The organism is Xylanibacter sp. (assembly GCF_057607445.1).
Genome location: NZ_DBLZAX010000004.1, coordinates 13,907 through 28,731 on the forward strand (window position 1 = coordinate 13,907; position 14,825 = coordinate 28,731).

Sequence of the window (14,825 nt, forward strand, 5' to 3'; positions counted from 1 at the left end):
TCCTTTAACTACAAATAATAATCATATCGCCTGCAGGAACTTCACCACGGCGTCGCGGTCGGCCTTGCTGAGGTTATAGAACTTTGCTGCCGAGGCGTATGCGTCGCTCTCCTTGCTGTAGGCATGCCACATTATGGCCTCTATCTCGTTGCGTGCGCGGCAGTCGTGCAGACGGTCTTGCGCACCGGTGTTAATCAGCGACAGACCGCGGCCCCACAGCGGTGTGGTGCGGCACCATGAACCGTGAATGTCGTTGATCATATGCAGACGGTGCTGCACAAAGTCAGAGTAAGGATAAATCTTCTGGCGCGGATACTTAGGCAGCGGCTTGCCCTTTATCACGTCGGGCGTCCAGTAGTTGTCGTCGCCCGTTGTCCACGACGGACGGTGGCATGTTGCGCAGCCCATCTCCATAAACAGCTTCTTGCCGCGCTGCACATCAGGGTCGTTAAGGTTGCGGGCGCGAGGTATGGCCAGTCCGCGGTGCCACACCATGAAGGCGTAGAAGTTGTCGTTGCTCATCTCCGGCTCAAAGTTGTGCCACTGGTTGTCAAACTGGTTGGTGCTTGGTGACAGCAGATTCTTCACGGCGTCGGCAATACCGCTGTCAGTTCCGTCTGCATAATACGGCGACGTAGGGTCGCTCTTTATCGCAGCAATCACATCCTGATTCTTCGACATGGCCAAAGCCCACGCGTCGGTGGTGTAGAGCTTCGGGCGGTCGGGACGGCTCACGTTCGGAATGTTCCACATGGCGTTGGCGCCGGCGCCGTCCTGCAGGCTGGCACGTGTCAGCGCATAGGTATAGCGCTTTATCATCCCCGTGACGGGAGTGCCGTCGGCCAGCGCGCCCGGCGAAGTCCAGTTGGTGTAGTAGGCCGTAGATGCCCAGTCGTTGGCGGCCTTGTCCCACATGGCAGGGTTGAGCTCTATGTATTTAGCTTCCTCCTGATACTGCTTCTTGAGCGAGTCCTCGGGTATGGCGTCAATGAGTCCCGTGCCCATTATGCCTATCGTTGACTCCAGGCGCACGGCAATGTTGGTAGGCTTCGGGTCGGTGTTGAACGCATCCTGCGAAATGGTCACTTCGGGATATATGAGCTGATATTTCTCGCCGTCGGGAAACTCCGTTGCCGACAGTCCGCTCGGCATCGTACCTTCCACGGTTTTCCATGTCATGCAGATTTTGTCCTCGTCAACGGGCGGAAGAAACGGCGACACGGCCTGTGTCTGCGGCATGCCCGTCACCTCGCTGATGTAGGGGCCGTCGTTGCTGTTGGCTCCGTCTTCGGGATGATATATCACGAGCAGGTAGCCGTTGCCGAAGCCTGCTTTGTATGACTCCTGCCGCTTGCCGTGACCGTAACCCGGATGGCAGTCGATGCACGACTTTCTGACCGATGCCGGTCCGAGACCGTTGAACGGCGGAGTGCTCGTGTTGAAGTTGCGCTCAAAGAACACCTCGCCGAGATGAAACTCACTTAGCAGTCCCATTTCGTCTACTATAGGGGCGTCGTCTTCATAGCAGCCCGCGCCTACGTTTTCGGTAGTGCCGAGCTTGCCGCCCGGATACCATTCGTCGGCCGAGAAGTTGCCCACATCCTGTCCGACATACTCAATGTCGCCCGTGTTCTCCGGCAGGCGCTCATCGTCAGTGCAGGCCTGAAACGACAGACAGGCACACGCCGCGAGGGCGGCAAAATGACAGTTTCTGATATTTATAAATTTCATAATATGCTGTTTTAAGATTACTTTGTCTTTGCTTTCTTTATCGGTTCAGCGATTGCTTTTGCCTTTCAGGCGTAAAGTTACGCCACGCAGACCGTGTGACGGCTTGCCGTGGCATAACTTCTAATAACCTTTAAAAAGTATTGTCAGTTGGCTGCAATCCATGTTGATGCTGCCGTCAGGCTTGCGTCGAGCGCTTCTATGGCAGCTATGGCGTCGGCCACACACTGAGCTTTGGGATTGTCAACAAAGGCAGTGCCGCTGTTCTGGCATGCCGTAAGCTTATCGAGAGAGTTCTTTATGTTTGTCTCAACCGTGGCGGCAAGTTCCGGGTTATACTTTTTCAAGTACGCCATGATCGACTTGCTTTCGTTGCGGTTGCCCTCAACGCCGCCGTATATGCTGTTCTCTATGCTTATGATGTTGTCGTAGAAGTCATAGAAGGAGCGCTTGCTGTAGGGCGACTCAATGTAGTTGGGGTCTTCGCCGCTGTAGGCAAGTCCCATCTTCTGTGAGTACACTTCTTTCGCAATATTCTCGCATCCGCTCAGCAGGATGGTGCTTGCCACCTCGCGCCACATGGCATAGGTGCTTCCGGCCTGACCGGCATTGAGCATGTTTGTGCCGTAAGAGTTGTTGCCGCTGCCCACGGTGCAAGGCAGTTCACACTCGTCTACGACACGTGTGCGCTGCTCTTCGGGTGCGTCGGCGTTCCATGATACGTTGAGCTGATAGCAGCGGTCGCGCAGGTCGCCGGCAACGGCTGTGGCATAAATCAGTTCTTCAAGACCTGTAACGTTTGTTGCCACCTTAACAAAATCAGGGTCGTCTTCAACGCCGCGCAGCTTCTCTATCTTGCGGTTGGCGCCGTCGCGGAAGATGATAAACTCAATGCCGTGGAATCCCAGCAGCTCCTGTCCCAGCTTGTTGGCTGCATAGGATATGCCGTCTTCGCCGTCCATGTTGGCCACTTTGTCGGTGTTCTTCAGTTCAGTAGCCAGTCCTTCCAGGTCGAGCGGCCATGTGTCGATGTGCGGGTCGATGCCGAAGTCGGTTGCTGCGCCGAACAGGAATGCCTCGCTCTTTTCCCAATAGGCGCGCGCACTCAGGAATGTGGCGCAGATGTTGTCAATCTCAGTTTGCGTAACCGAGTTCGGGTCTGTCTTAAACTTCTCCTTAACGGCATACAGCTGTTCGTAAAGACTGTTTGTCTCTGCTGCCAGACTTCCGTAGGTTGAATATACAACGTCGTTCACATACACGCCTGCCGCCTCTTTCAGGAAGGCTTCTTTCTCTGTCAACGCACTGCCGTCGTCGATGTCGTCATCGTCGCTGCATGACGAAAAACCAAACATTACTGCTGCTCCGAGCATGAGGGCAAGGGGCAATTTAAAGATTTTTTCCATAGCTTACTTTGTTTTTATATTAATACTTGTATCGTTTCTTCTATACATTCAGGGTCTCCGGCTTCGTCGTCTTACAGGAAGAATCCCTGATATGCCACGCCTATCGACACCGAAGGCTCGTCGTTGTATTTTGATTTGAGGAATCTCTTTGAGTATTCACCTTTCACGACAATCTGCGGAACAGGGTAGTAGTTGAGGCCTACGGCCATGCGGTTGCGGTCGGTATATTCGTAGTCGGCCTGGTCGGCGGCAGGAATGTATGAGTCGTAGTACTCATATCTGCCAAAGGCATACAGTTTTTGGTTTTTGTTTCTGAGCTTGGGTATCTGTGAGAAAATGTCGTATCCGGCCTCGATGCCTGCTGCTACGGCATTCTTGCCTACGGGCGACTTCTTATAAGGCGCGCCGCTCGACACAAGGTTACGCTTTATGGCGCTTATCTTCGATGCGTCGCTCACATATCCGTAGTCGGCGTTACCTCTTACAATCCAGTTGTGGCCCGAGTAGGTGAGGTCGAAAGCTCCGATATATACGTTGCCCTTAACCTTGTCGTTGGCCTTGCCTTCGCCTTCCATGTCGTGCGGATAGGTGTTGTGCATCGACTGTCCGTAGTATCCGCTAAGACCGATGCGCAGGCCCGGAATTGTGTAGTTGTCGATGCGTGCGGCAAAGCCATACTTGTTGGCCACCTTAAATTCGAATGGCGAACCGGCACCGTTCTGCACCCAGTTGTCGCGGTCGAACATGAAGGCGTCGAGTCCGGCGATGAACTGCAGCTCATAACGGAAGTCGCCCGAGCGGCCCCAGAAGCTGATGCCTGTGTCGTGCCATGTGCATGGAAGAATGGTAGATTCGCCTTCGGGGCGGTAGACTGTAAAGAAGTTGAGCGGCTCATGATGGGCGTTGGTGAGGCCTACGGGTACTACTATATGTCCGATACGGATATTTGCCCAGCGTGCAAACGACTTCTGAATCCAGAACTGCTCCAGCTCCACCTCACCGCCTTTCTCGGTTTCCTGCTCCCATTCGCCGGCCTCTTCAAACTCTTTCTCAACGGCACCGCCTGCTCCGCCGTGCTCAAACTCAATCTCACTCGACATGCTCCAGCCCTTTCCGAAGTCATAGCTTATGTATATCACGGCATGCGGAATGTCGAAGCGTCCGTGGCTTGGATCGTTCTTATACTGGCTTGCGTTAGAATAACGATAAACGTTGTCGCTGTAGAAGTTGCGTGTCAGTGCCACCTCGCCATATCCGCCGATGCTCAGGCGGTTGCCCTTGGCGTGCTGATACACGCTGTCGGCAGCCGAATGTTGTGCCTGCATCTGTGCGGAAGTGAACAGAATGGCTGCGGCACATGTCAGAAAAGTTTTTCCCGTTAAGTTCATTTATGTCTTATTTTTTGATTTTTCGATGCAAAGGTAATGGCTTGTAAAAATGTTTACAATACTTAAAAATCGGTAAAATAAGATTAAATGAATGTGCGTTTCGAATCACCAAAAAGGGTGATGGCCGGCCTGTTTTCACGTCTTGCACGGCACGATGAGCCATGTTTGGCAGCGTTAAGTGTGCTGGGGTGTGAAAACAGAGCGCCGCATATACCTATTTGCAGGTATATGCGGCGCTAATAATAAATGGGTATGCTGTCAGCGTTGCTATGGCTTAGGCATTGCTTGTCAGAGCATTACAGCTGTTTTTCGAGCCATGCAATGATGCCGTCGCAGGCATCTTCTATAAGGTCGAGAGCCAGCTCGAAGTCGGCATCGCCTCCGTAATATGGGTCAGGCACGGTGTCGTATTGCGGATGACGGCTCATGAAGTCGGCCGTACACATTATCTTCTTGCGGTCGTCGTCGTTGCGTGCCACGCGGTTAAGGTCGGCCACATTCTGATGATCCATCGCGAAGACATAGTCGAAGCGGCTGAAGTCGGCAGGCTTAATCTGTCTTGCCCTGCTGCTCAGGTCGTATCCACGGCTTGCTCCGTGGCTTCTCATGCGGCGGTCGGGCAGCTGCCCTTCGTGCCATGAACCGATGCCGGCAGAGTCTACCTCAATGCGTCCTGCCAGGCGCTTGTTGTCTTCGAGCTTATATTTCAGTATTGCCTCGGCAGCCGGAGAGCGGCATATATTGCCGAGACACACAAAGAGAAGAGACTTCTTGTCAACTGGTTTCATAATCAGAAAATAATCTTTGTTGTTGTATAGTGATGAAGATGGGCCGCGCGTGGCTTATTTGTCAACCACCGGGCGGCGCTTTACCACTGCCGGATTGCCTGCCGCGAGCGAGTCGTCGGGTATGTCTTTAGTAACCACGCTGCCGGCAGCAATGATGCATCGCTTGCCTATCGTTACGCCTGGACACACGATAACACTGCCGCAGAGCCATGTGTCCTCGCCTATGGTTACAGGATAAGCCGTCTCTATCGTACCGCGGCGCGGCACGTAGTCCATCGGATGCTGCGGCGTGTATATCTGGCAGTTGGGGCCTATAAGCACGTTGTTGCCTATGGTAATGCGGCCTCCGTCGAGCATCACGCAGTTGTAGTTTACGAACACGTTGCGCCCCATGGTTATACCGTTGCCGTGGTCGCAGTGGAACGGCGGGCACACCACGCTGTCCTCTGGTATGCCGGGTATGAGGTCTTCAATCATCTCACGGTAGCAGTCGTCTGTTATGGTGACTGTCTGCAGCCTGGCACACAGCTTCTTTGCGTGGTCAAGACTCTTGAATATCTCCGGGTCGGAGAAGTTGTAGAGCTGGCTGCTGCGCATTTTCTCAAATTCGGTCATGTGTCTTGTTGATATTTTGTTATAATGGAATATTCACTTTCTTGCCGTCCTTCTTTACTATAACGGCCGGATTGCCCACCACGGTGCAGTTGTCGGGCACATCCTTATATATAACTGTGGCGGCGCCAATCTTGACATTGTTGCCAATCTTTACCTTGCCGAACACCATCGAACCTGTGTATATGCTCACGTTGTCGCCTATGGTGGGGCGTCCGTCCTTGCCGTTGCCGAGCGTAACTAGGTGCAGACAATAGAAGTTGCGGCCTATGCTGTCGGCGTTGAGATAGGTTGAATAAGAATGCTCTAGATGGCATCCTTCGCCTATCGACGGGCACGTTATGTGGAGCGACTTGTCCTCGGGCATGAGCCACTTGATGAACACGGAGCGGTATTCGCCAAGGCGATAATAGAACAGGTTGCGGAACACCTTCTGCCGTGTGCATACCTTAATAAAGGTAAGTATGCCGCCCTTGCCTTCTCCGTAAGACTCAAGGTCGGCGTCAATGGTCTTCCTGAAGCGCAGATATAGCAGTATGTGCGGCAACATTCTCAACGTTGAGGCCGAGAGCAGGGCGCATTGTGTGTAAGGATTCATGATGTTTCAGGTTGATGTTTTTATAACTTTTTATGCCGTCATGCCGGCTTATTTGTATGCCTGCATTGCAGACGCGGGGCTATTTTCGTCCGAAGTCGGCCGGAATGTCTCCCCATTTGCGCGTGTCCCACTGGATGAGTTCCGTGCGGAACGTGTGCGTGCGCAGCCAGTTTTCGGCTCTTGCTATGACGTTATACAGCTGTGCGGTCTTGGCCGTGCGCTCCAGTTTTGTCTTGCACTGCATCTTCCTTACCCATGTTATGGCGGTGAAGCTGTCGCTGTATATGGTCTTCTTGATGCCTTTCTGCTCCATAAGCGCCAGCGCATGCACGATGGCAAGGAATTCGCCAATGTTGTTTGTTCCGAACACCGGACCGTAATGAAACACCACAGCGCCCGTAGTAAGGTCGATGCCCCTGTACTCCATCTGTCCCGGATTGCCGCTGCACGCCGCGTCAACAGCCCATGCGTCAGCCTTAACTTCCATAGGCAATGGCAACACAGTATCGTTTCTGTAATCAGGCGGATTGCAGTTGTTTAATTCATAATTCATAATAACTGGTATTTAGTGGAGCAGTTTATATTGAGCACCTTGGCTGATGAAATAAGATAAGTTGATATCATGAAAGATAAAGGAGTTAGAGCAGTTGAACAAAACTAAAATCACGCCTTGAAGGCATTTGACTTTAACTACTAAGCTCACACCGTGAGCGATAACTACTTTAACTACTCTAACTCCTCAACAATTATTACATACGTTCCGGCATTTCAATTCCGAGCAGGCGCATGCCGTTCTTCAGAGTCTTGGCCACGTTCTTGGCGATGAGCAGGCGCAGAGCCTTCTCGTCGTCAGTGTCGGCACCGAGGATGCTGAAGTCATGATAGAACTGGTTGAACTCCTTGGTCAGCTCGTAGCAATAGTTGGCTATGCCGCTCGGGCTGTAGTCGATGCCGGCCTGGCGCACGGCAGCCTCATATTCGTTCATCTTCTGTATCAGTTCTGTCTCCTTGACGCTCAGGTTTACGTTGCCGCTGAATGCCTCGGGCATTGCTATGCCCTGAGCCTCGGCCTTGCGCAGGATGCTGCGTATGCGGGCGTAAGTGTACTGAATGAACGGACCTGTGTTGCCGTTGAAGTCGATTGACTCTTCAGGATTGAACAGCATGTTCTTGCGGGCGTCAACCTTCAGGATGAAGTATTTGAGCGCACCCATACCTACCATGCGCGAAACCTCGGCACGCTCCTCGTCGCTCATGTCGGCAAACTTGCCCAGCTCTTCGCTTGTGCGGCGTGCGTCGTCTATCATCGCTGCTATCAGGTCGTCGGCGTCAACCACCGTTCCCTCGCGGCTCTTCATCTTGCCGTTAGGCAGCTCCACCATGCCGTAAGAGAAGTGGACAAGCTCCTTGCCCCACTTGAAGCCGAGGCGGTCGAGCAATATTGACAGCACCTGGAAGTGATAGTTCTGCTCGTTGCCCACAACATATATCATCTTGTCTATTGGGTAGTCGTTGAAGCGCATCTCTGCCGTACCGATGTCCTGAGTCATATACACCGATGTGCCGTCAGAGCGGAGCAGCAGTTTCTGGTCGAGGCCCTCGTCAGAGAGGTCGGCCCATACGCTGTTGTCGTCCTTGCGGAAGAAGAGTCCCTTCTCGAGTCCTTCCTCCACCTTTGCCTTTCCCTTCAGATAAGTCTGCGACTCATAGTATATCTTGTCGAAACCTACGCCCAGAGCCTTGTAAGTCTCGTCGAATCCGGCGTAAACCCATGAGTTCATCTTCTCCCACAGTGCGCGCACCTCGGGGTCGTTGGCTTCCCATTTCACGAGCATGTCGTGAGCCTCCTTTATCAGCGGAGCCTCGTCCTTGGCCTTCTTCTCGGCCTCCTCGTCGGTCATGCCCTCAGCCTTAAACTTAGCCTCAAGCTCCTTAACCTCCTCGCGGTAGTGCTTGTCGAAGGCCACATAGTAGTCGCCAATCAGGTGGTCGCCCTTCTTGCCGCTTGTCTCGGGTGTCTCGCCGTTGCCCCATTTCAGCCATGCCAGCATCGACTTGCAGATGTGTATTCCGCGGTCGTTCACGATGTTGGTCTTGACAACGCGGTTGCCGTTTGCCTCCATAATCTGTGCAAGGCTCCAGCCCAGCAGGTTGTTGCGCACGTGTCCCAGGTGGAGCGGCTTGTTGGTGTTGGGCGATGAGTATTCTATCATCACCAGCGGAGCGTCGGCTCCTGCCTTGCGCTCGCCGTAGTGCTCGTCGGCGCTGATGGCGTTGAGCAGCTTGATCCATGACTGCTGTGCCAGCACGAGGTTAAGAAATCCCTTGACCACGTTGAAGCGTTCAACGTGCTCGCAGTTTTCAACCAGCCAGTTGCCAATGGCCTCGGCCGTAGCTTCGGGCTTCTGTCTTGATATCTTTAGGAACGGAAAAACCACCAGGGTAAGGCTACCCTCAAACTCGCGTTTTGTCTTCTGCAGCTGAACCATGTTCTCTGTGATGTCGGCTCCGTAAAGCTCCTTCACGGCCTTTATCACGCTGCTGCTAATCTCACCTGCTATATTCATTTCTTTAGTTTGTTATTTCTCTTTCATCTTTTTGCTTTGCAAAGGTAAGCAATTTGTTTGAAAATAAGAACTATACGCGGCATGAACAATAAAAAATAAGGGCAAACCGTTTGCCGCGTGAGCCGAAATCTGCCGCACGGCATACAAAATACGCTCTGATGTTGCCGCCGGCCATGGCGTTCGGGCGTCAGGGCGCAGGCCGGTTATGCGCCTGTGGTTATGCTGCGGCTTGATGTGATATGTAAAATAATTTTACCGTTCGCCGTCCGTTTGACGCTCTCAGAGCAGCGGTGCTCTCCGCTGCAGCGTGGTTTTGCCGTAAAAATGGCGAAAAATGAACGTTTTGTGTAATGTGTTGATATGCCGTGATTTACGCCGGTTGTGTGCCGCCTTGCGGTTTTCTGCTTGCCGTTATACGGCTGTTTGCGCTGCAAAAGGTGCCCTTTTACAGTGCGAAAACATGCCTTTTGCATGCTGAAAGGCATGCTTTTGGCTGCCGAAATCATAAGTTTCGGCGGCTAAAAACTGTCGGAAAGTAAAGAAAGGTTAATTTATTGCATGGTATAACGTATGTCTGTTAACATACATTATACTTTGTTTTTCTGGATTGAAAAATAATTTTGTCCTGACTTTTTACCGTTTCCCGTATGCCTTAATCTCCGCTCATGGCATGCAGGATTGCCCATATAACACTTTCTGTGAGTCATATTTCCAACGCGTGTCATGGCCATTGGCATACCGTGAAGCCATATCGTGGCGGATGGTATGGCTTAAAACTCCTCACAGTCGAGACACTCTCTTATTATGTCCATGTCGAAGCCGCGGCCCATGGCAAACCTTATCAGTTTGGCGTTAAGTTCATATTCGCTTGCCGCCTTTATCGTCTTGCGCTTGCTCTGCAGCAGGGGGCGCAGCACGGCGATGTATTCTTCGGCGTCAACCTCACCGAGCGCGCCTGATATTATGTCGCGTGGTATGCGCTTCATCATCAGCGCCTGTTCCACCTTTCGGCGTCCCCATTTGTTGTATCGTATCTTGTCGCGCACGAAGAAGCGGCAGTAGCGCTCCTCGTCGATATACTTTTCGTCAACAAGCCGCTGCATTATGCGTTCCTGCATGTCGTCGGGCAGCTGCCAGCGCGCCATCTTCTCGCTCATCTCGTGGCGGCAGTGCTCTGCTGCGGCGCACATGGCCGACAGCTTGAAGAATGCCTCCTGTTCTGTTATCTGTTTCATCTCTTTGTCATGTTGTGCCGGCACTGCCGGCTATGTGTATGTTGCCGTGTTGTCTGTTTGCTCTGTTTTGTCGTTATGCCTTTACGCCCTTTGCCATGCGTTGCTTGCCGTACATGTCGCTTCGCAGCTCTACTGCCGTCATGCCTTCGGCTCGCATCATATGGCAAGTGTCGTCGGCATATATCGGGTTAATCTCAAAATACAGCCGTCCGCCCTTGCTAAGCGTCTGCACCGCAAGGCGCGTTATGGCGCGGTAGAACAGCAGCGGGTCGGCGTCGGGCACGAATAGGGCCGTGTGAGGCTCATGTTCCAGCACGTTGACGGCCATGTCCTTCTTCTCTTTTTCGCAGATATATGGCGGATTGCTCACTATCACGTCCCATTCGCCTTCAGGCTTTGCGTTGAGCGCATCCAGCTTTACGAAGTTTACGTTGGCGCCTAGTTGTTGTGCGTTCTCGCGTGCCACGTCGAGCGCATCGGCTGAAATGTCCCACGCCGTAACCTTACTTTCCGGCATGTCGAGCTGCAGCGTTATGGCTATGCAGCCGCTTCCCGTGCCGATGTCGAGCACCTTCGGGCTGGCCGAAGCCTTGCTGTCGGCTGTTATCCACGCGCAAAGCTCCTCGGTCTCGGGGCGGGGTATGAGCACACCGGGGCGGACACTGAACCAGCGCCCGCAGAATTCGGCGCGCCCGAGCACATACTGCACAGGCTCGCCTTTCATAAGACGCCCGAATATCTTGTTCAGTTCTGCAGTCTTTTCTGCCGTCATCTCTTCAACGGCTCCGCACAGGATGTCGGCCTTCGACAGTCCGAAGCAGACATCTAGCACATAGTCGGTAATGGCACGCGCCTCACCGTTGCCATACAGCGGTTCGAGTGTGCGCCACAGTTCACGGTATGTCATTCTTCATTCTCCTTTCCTTCATCTTTGCGTGCGCGCTTTTTCTTCGGCAGTCGTCCGCTCTTGCGCAGCGCCTCCGATATTATCCATTGCAGCTGTCCGTTGGTGGAACGGAACTCGTCGGCAGCCCATTTCTCTATGGCTGCCATCGTCTCTGAGTCCACACGCAGGACAAAGCTCTTGGTGTTGTTGTCTTTCTTCATCTTCTATGTTTGCGGGTTTGCTTCCGGCGGCCTTACGGCTTGCTGCCGTTTATGCCCGTATTGTGTCTTTATCTTTGTTCAGCGAAGCCCTGTATTCGGGCGAGCGGTAGTACAGATAATAGCTCATGTAAGAATGAAACACTTTGTATATGAGCAGAATCAGCAGTGCGAACCAGTCGTTCATCTTCTTTATCATCACAGAAATCATGCCTTCATAGCCGTTGGAAATCAGCGATAGAATCATTATAGTGACGACATATCCTGCCAGGCTGGTGATTATGCCTGCCGTGATAAACAGCCATCTGCTGCGCAGATACAGTCTGTTGGACCATGAGCCGAGCGTAATTTCGCGTTTCAGCGGCTTTCCGCGCAGCCATGTGAAATAAGCCCCATAGCCTAAGATGCCTATGGCTATCAGACTCATAATAATCAAAATCATCGGCTCCGGCATTCCTTCAATGGCTATACATGCAAGGGTGAACAGCACAACGAGCAGCCCTATGCCGATATGTATTTTGCCATAAAGCCTTGCGCTGCAGCTGTATTTCGTTATGCTTATGCTGCTTAGATATTGTTTAATCATGTTTCATTCCTCTTTGTTTGCCGTATAATCAATATCAGTCGACCTTCTTCCGCGATGCTTCGGGCGAGCGGTAATATTCGTAGAAGTCGACATATGACTTCAGAACTTTATACAAAACCAGGATAAACATCCATCCGAAAGTGGCCAGTTCTTCAGATAATCTCTGGATGGTAAGTCCGTCAATGCCGTCGTTTATGAATGTTAGTAGCGCCGTGAAGACAAATATCAGCAGAAAGCCTGCCGCAATGCCAACCGGCATATACAGTTGTCTGTAGCGCAGGTACATGCGGTTGCTGAAGCCTCCAAGCGTAACCGTGTCGCTTATGGCACCCTTGCGGAATGCCCAGCGGTAGATGCCTGTGCTCAGCATCAGTAGGAGTACGATGTATGAAAGTATCGTTGTGCCGTTATACCAGCAGTCAATCTTCCAGCAGCGCAGCAGCCAAAGGGCTGTCAGCGGCAGGCCGAGACATACATTGACCTTGCCCGACAGCTTTGGCGAACGGCTGAATTCCATTAGTTGTTTCTTGCTTTTCTTCTTTAGCATGGGATGGGTGTTGTGGGAGATATGGGAGTTATGGGAGCTATGCCGTCGGCATGACAGCGCACTCCCAATTATGAATTCTTAATTGTGAATTATGAATTACATCAGTGGTTCAGCGTTCCGGTGTTGATTACGGGCTGTGCCGTATCGTCGCCGCAGAGCACAACGAGCAGGTTGCTCACCATGGCTGCCTTCTTCTCCTCGTCGAGTTCTACTATCTCTTCGTCCGAAAGCTTGTCGAGAGCCATCTTCACCATCGACACGGCACCCTCAACAATCTTCTCGCGTGCGGCAATAACTGCCGTTGCCTGCTGGCGGCGCAGCATCACAGCCGCAATCTCGGGAGCATAGGCCAGATAGTTGATGCGGGCCTCAATTACCTCAATACCTGCCATTGCAAGGCGCTCGTCAATCTTGGCTTCAAGTTCTTTGTTTATCTCGTCGCTGCCGTCGCGCAGAGTCAGTTCGCCGTTGTCCTGCTCGCCGTCGTCGTAGGCATACTGTCCGGCCACCTGTCGCAGGGCGGCGTCTGCCTGTATGCGCACAAACTTCTCAAAGGCGTTCATTATGTTGGCAGTCTTTGCGCTTGCCGCAGCAGCGTCGCCGGCAGCCTTCGACTCTGCCATGGTCTGCGCGTCAATCTCGAACATTGCCTTGTATGTATCTTTCAGCTTCCACACCAGCACCATGCCGATCATCACCGGGTTGCCCGTCTTGTCGTTGACCTTTATAGGTTCGGCGTCGAGGTTGCGTGCGCGCATCGACAGCTTCTTGGTGGTGATAAACGGATTAATCCAGTGGTAACCGGGAGTGTTGAACGTACCGCGGTACTTTCCGAAGAACATCATCACGCGCGCCTCGCCCGGCTCAACCTTCACGAAACCGCAGCTGACGATGATATTGACAATGAGCAGAATGCCGCCTGCCACGCCTGAAGCTATGGCCGTGGCGCCACTGAATATCGTGGGCGAAAGAGCAATCAGACCTACCGACGCAATGTAGAGAAACAGGTTGAGAACGAGCATGCCGATGCCGTTGAGTGTCATACCTTTGAAAATGAATTCCTTGTTTTCCATAAATAAGGTGTTTTTTGGGTTATAAATAAGAGTTTATTATGATATCAAAATGATATTACAAATATAAGCGTTTTTGGCCTTATGTCGTATAGAAAGAACTGTATTTTTAAGATTTTTTTATAAACCTGCAGTGCCTCAGGAATGAAGTAAAGGGAGAATCTCGCACCCGTAAATTTCTGTTTCTCGTTCACTTGAAGTATATTTGCAGCATGGAACAGACTGAAAAAGACAAAATGTATATGCGCCGGTGCCTTCAACTGGCACGCTGCGGACGGCTTACGGCAAGGCCAAACCCTATGGTGGGGGCCGTTATTGTGAGCGAAGACGGCCGCATAATAGGCGAGGGATATCATATAAGATGCGGCGAAGGCCACGCCGAAGTGAACGCCTTTGCTTCGGTGAAGCCGCAGGATGGGGCACTGCTCAGCAAGTCGACCATGTATGTGAGCCTCGAGCCATGCTCTCATTACGGCCGCACGCCGCCGTGTGCCGACCTCATTGTGAGCAAGGGCGTAAGGCGTGTGGTGGTAGGATGCGTAGACCCCTTTGCCAAGGTGAAGGGCCGCGGCATACAGAAATTGCGCGACGCAGGCATAGAGGTTACGGTGGGCGTGCTTGAGAAAGAATGTCTTGAGCTGAACAGCCGTTTCATGACGTTCAACACTCACAGCCGTCCTTATGTGACGCTGAAATGGTGTCAGACGGCAAACGGGTTTATCGACGACAACTTCAGGCCTGTGGCATTGTCAACGCCGTTCACCCAGATGCTCGTGCATAAGCTCAGGGCGGAGAACGACGCCATACTCGTGGGCCGTGTTACGGCGGAGCGCGACAAGCCGCAGCTTAACGTAAGACTGTGGGCGGGACGTGACCCGATGCGCATAGTAATCGACCGCAACAGGCCGTTTGCGCCCGAAGCCGACTTTAGCAAGCCCATTGTGCCGCAGCTGATGAAATGGCTTTACGGTCAGGGCGTTCAGTCGCTGCTGGTTGAAGGCGGAGCCGAAACCCACCGGAGTTTCCTCGCCGAGGACGGATGCTGGGACGAATTGCGTGTAGAAATATCGCCGCGCACCGTCGGCGGAGGCACTGCCGCACCGCAGATACCTGCCTCGGCAGAGCTGTGCGACCGCAAGGAATACGACGGAAATATAATACTTACATACAGGCATGTTTAGAGCCGGTTTCTGATA

The 14,825-nt window shown here is 52.6% G+C and carries 15 protein-coding genes; 1 reads left to right on the plus strand and 14 read right to left on the minus strand.

Annotated features, from left to right (window positions below):
• Nucleotides 1–21: 21 nt before the first annotated feature.
• From ACZMIG_RS04610 to ACZMIG_RS04675, 14 genes are all read right to left on the minus strand, one after another.
• A complete protein-coding gene (locus tag ACZMIG_RS04610) occupies nt 22–1,731 on the minus strand; it encodes a di-heme oxidoredictase family protein (protein WP_487889152.1) in 1,710 nt (569 codons plus the stop codon).
• Nucleotides 1,732–1,874: 143 nt separating this feature from the next.
• Nucleotides 1,875–3,134 (minus strand): imelysin family protein, encoded by a 1,260-nt coding sequence (locus ACZMIG_RS04615; RefSeq protein ID WP_287602644.1) that lies wholly within the window; start codon nt 3,132–3,134, stop codon nt 1,875–1,877.
• Between the two features lie 71 nt (nt 3,135–3,205).
• Nucleotides 3,206–4,459, minus strand: a complete 1,254-nt coding sequence (locus tag ACZMIG_RS04620; protein WP_418874506.1) for a hypothetical protein — start codon at nt 4,457–4,459, stop codon at nt 3,206–3,208.
• 359 nt (nt 4,460–4,818) lie between these two features.
• Nucleotides 4,819–5,310 carry a low molecular weight protein-tyrosine-phosphatase gene (locus ACZMIG_RS04625; RefSeq protein WP_418874488.1) on the minus strand — a complete coding sequence of 164 codons (492 nt, stop codon included), beginning with the start codon at nt 5,308–5,310 and terminating at the stop codon, nt 4,819–4,821.
• A gap of 54 nt (nt 5,311–5,364) precedes the next feature.
• Nucleotides 5,365–5,925 carry a sugar O-acetyltransferase gene (locus ACZMIG_RS04630; protein WP_418874489.1) on the minus strand — a complete coding sequence of 187 codons (561 nt, stop codon included), beginning with the start codon at nt 5,923–5,925 and terminating at the stop codon, nt 5,365–5,367.
• 19 nt (nt 5,926–5,944) lie between these two features.
• Complete coding sequence (locus ACZMIG_RS04635; protein WP_418874490.1) at nt 5,945–6,520, minus strand: serine acetyltransferase; 576 nt, start codon at nt 6,518–6,520, stop codon at nt 5,945–5,947.
• A 79-nt stretch (nt 6,521–6,599) separates the two neighbouring features.
• Nucleotides 6,600–7,073, minus strand: a complete 474-nt coding sequence (locus tag ACZMIG_RS04640; RefSeq protein ID WP_053398226.1) for an RNase H family protein — start codon at nt 7,071–7,073, stop codon at nt 6,600–6,602.
• 196 nt (nt 7,074–7,269) lie between these two features.
• Entirely contained in the window at nt 7,270–9,087 is a 1,818-nt protein-coding gene (argS, locus tag ACZMIG_RS04645) for an arginine--tRNA ligase (RefSeq protein WP_418874491.1), read from the minus strand.
• A 770-nt stretch (nt 9,088–9,857) separates the two neighbouring features.
• Nucleotides 9,858–10,322, minus strand: coding sequence for a regulatory protein RecX (locus ACZMIG_RS04650; RefSeq protein WP_021853716.1), 465 nt, complete (start codon nt 10,320–10,322; stop codon nt 9,858–9,860).
• 73 nt (nt 10,323–10,395) lie between these two features.
• Nucleotides 10,396–11,229, minus strand: a complete 834-nt coding sequence (gene prmC, locus ACZMIG_RS04655) for a peptide chain release factor N(5)-glutamine methyltransferase (protein ID WP_302023486.1) — start codon at nt 11,227–11,229, stop codon at nt 10,396–10,398.
• Nucleotides 11,226–11,429 carry a type II toxin-antitoxin system antitoxin gene (locus ACZMIG_RS04660; RefSeq protein ID WP_021853714.1) on the minus strand — a complete coding sequence of 68 codons (204 nt, stop codon included), beginning with the start codon at nt 11,427–11,429 and terminating at the stop codon, nt 11,226–11,228. The genes prmC and ACZMIG_RS04660 overlap by 4 nt, the downstream gene beginning before the upstream one ends.
• A 49-nt stretch (nt 11,430–11,478) precedes the next feature.
• Complete coding sequence (locus ACZMIG_RS04665; RefSeq protein ID WP_487889153.1) at nt 11,479–12,012, minus strand: hypothetical protein; 534 nt, start codon at nt 12,010–12,012, stop codon at nt 11,479–11,481.
• 34 nt (nt 12,013–12,046) lie between these two features.
• A complete protein-coding gene (locus ACZMIG_RS04670; protein ID WP_487889154.1) occupies nt 12,047–12,559 on the minus strand; it encodes a hypothetical protein in 513 nt (170 codons plus the stop codon).
• A gap of 101 nt (nt 12,560–12,660) precedes the next feature.
• Complete coding sequence (locus ACZMIG_RS04675; RefSeq protein ID WP_487889155.1) at nt 12,661–13,632, minus strand: SPFH domain-containing protein; 972 nt, start codon at nt 13,630–13,632, stop codon at nt 12,661–12,663.
• Between the two features lie 209 nt (nt 13,633–13,841).
• On the opposite strand from ACZMIG_RS04675, the gene ribD reads away from it, so the two are divergent.
• Entirely contained in the window at nt 13,842–14,810 is a 969-nt protein-coding gene (gene ribD / locus ACZMIG_RS04680; protein ID WP_487889156.1) for a bifunctional diaminohydroxyphosphoribosylaminopyrimidine deaminase/5-amino-6-(5-phosphoribosylamino)uracil reductase RibD, read from the plus strand.
• The last annotated feature ends 15 nt before the right edge of the window (nt 14,811–14,825 follow it).

Coding starts and splice junctions, on each gene's coding strand:
- ACZMIG_RS04610 (WP_487889152.1), bottom strand. CDS start 1,731: ATGAAATTTATAAATATCAGAAACTGTCATTTTGCCGCCCTCGCGGCG.
- ACZMIG_RS04615 (WP_287602644.1), bottom strand. CDS start 3,134: ATGGAAAAAATCTTTAAATTGCCCCTTGCCCTCATGCTCGGAGCAGCA.
- ACZMIG_RS04620 (WP_418874506.1), bottom strand. CDS start 4,459: ATGCAGGCACAACATTCGGCTGCCGACAGCGTGTATCAGCACGCCAAG.
- ACZMIG_RS04625 (WP_418874488.1), bottom strand. CDS start 5,310: ATGAAACCAGTTGACAAGAAGTCTCTTCTCTTTGTGTGTCTCGGCAAT.
- ACZMIG_RS04630 (WP_418874489.1), bottom strand. CDS start 5,925: ATGACCGAATTTGAGAAAATGCGCAGCAGCCAGCTCTACAACTTCTCC.
- ACZMIG_RS04635 (WP_418874490.1), bottom strand. CDS start 6,520: ATGAATCCTTACACACAATGCGCCCTGCTCTCGGCCTCAACGTTGAGA.
- ACZMIG_RS04640 (WP_053398226.1), bottom strand. CDS start 7,073: ATGAATTATGAATTAAACAACTGCAATCCGCCTGATTACAGAAACGAT.
- argS (WP_418874491.1), bottom strand. CDS start 9,087: ATGAATATAGCAGGTGAGATTAGCAGCAGCGTGATAAAGGCCGTGAAG.
- ACZMIG_RS04650 (WP_021853716.1), bottom strand. CDS start 10,322: ATGAAACAGATAACAGAACAGGAGGCATTCTTCAAGCTGTCGGCCATG.
- prmC (WP_302023486.1), bottom strand. CDS start 11,229: ATGACATACCGTGAACTGTGGCGCACACTCGAACCGCTGTATGGCAAC.
- ACZMIG_RS04660 (WP_021853714.1), bottom strand. CDS start 11,429: ATGAAGAAAGACAACAACACCAAGAGCTTTGTCCTGCGTGTGGACTCA.
- ACZMIG_RS04665 (WP_487889153.1), bottom strand. CDS start 12,012: ATGATTAAACAATATCTAAGCAGCATAAGCATAACGAAATACAGCTGC.
- ACZMIG_RS04670 (WP_487889154.1), bottom strand. CDS start 12,559: ATGCTAAAGAAGAAAAGCAAGAAACAACTAATGGAATTCAGCCGTTCG.
- ACZMIG_RS04675 (WP_487889155.1), bottom strand. CDS start 13,632: ATGGAAAACAAGGAATTCATTTTCAAAGGTATGACACTCAACGGCATC.
- ribD (WP_487889156.1), top strand. CDS start 13,842: ATGGAACAGACTGAAAAAGACAAAATGTATATGCGCCGGTGCCTTCAA.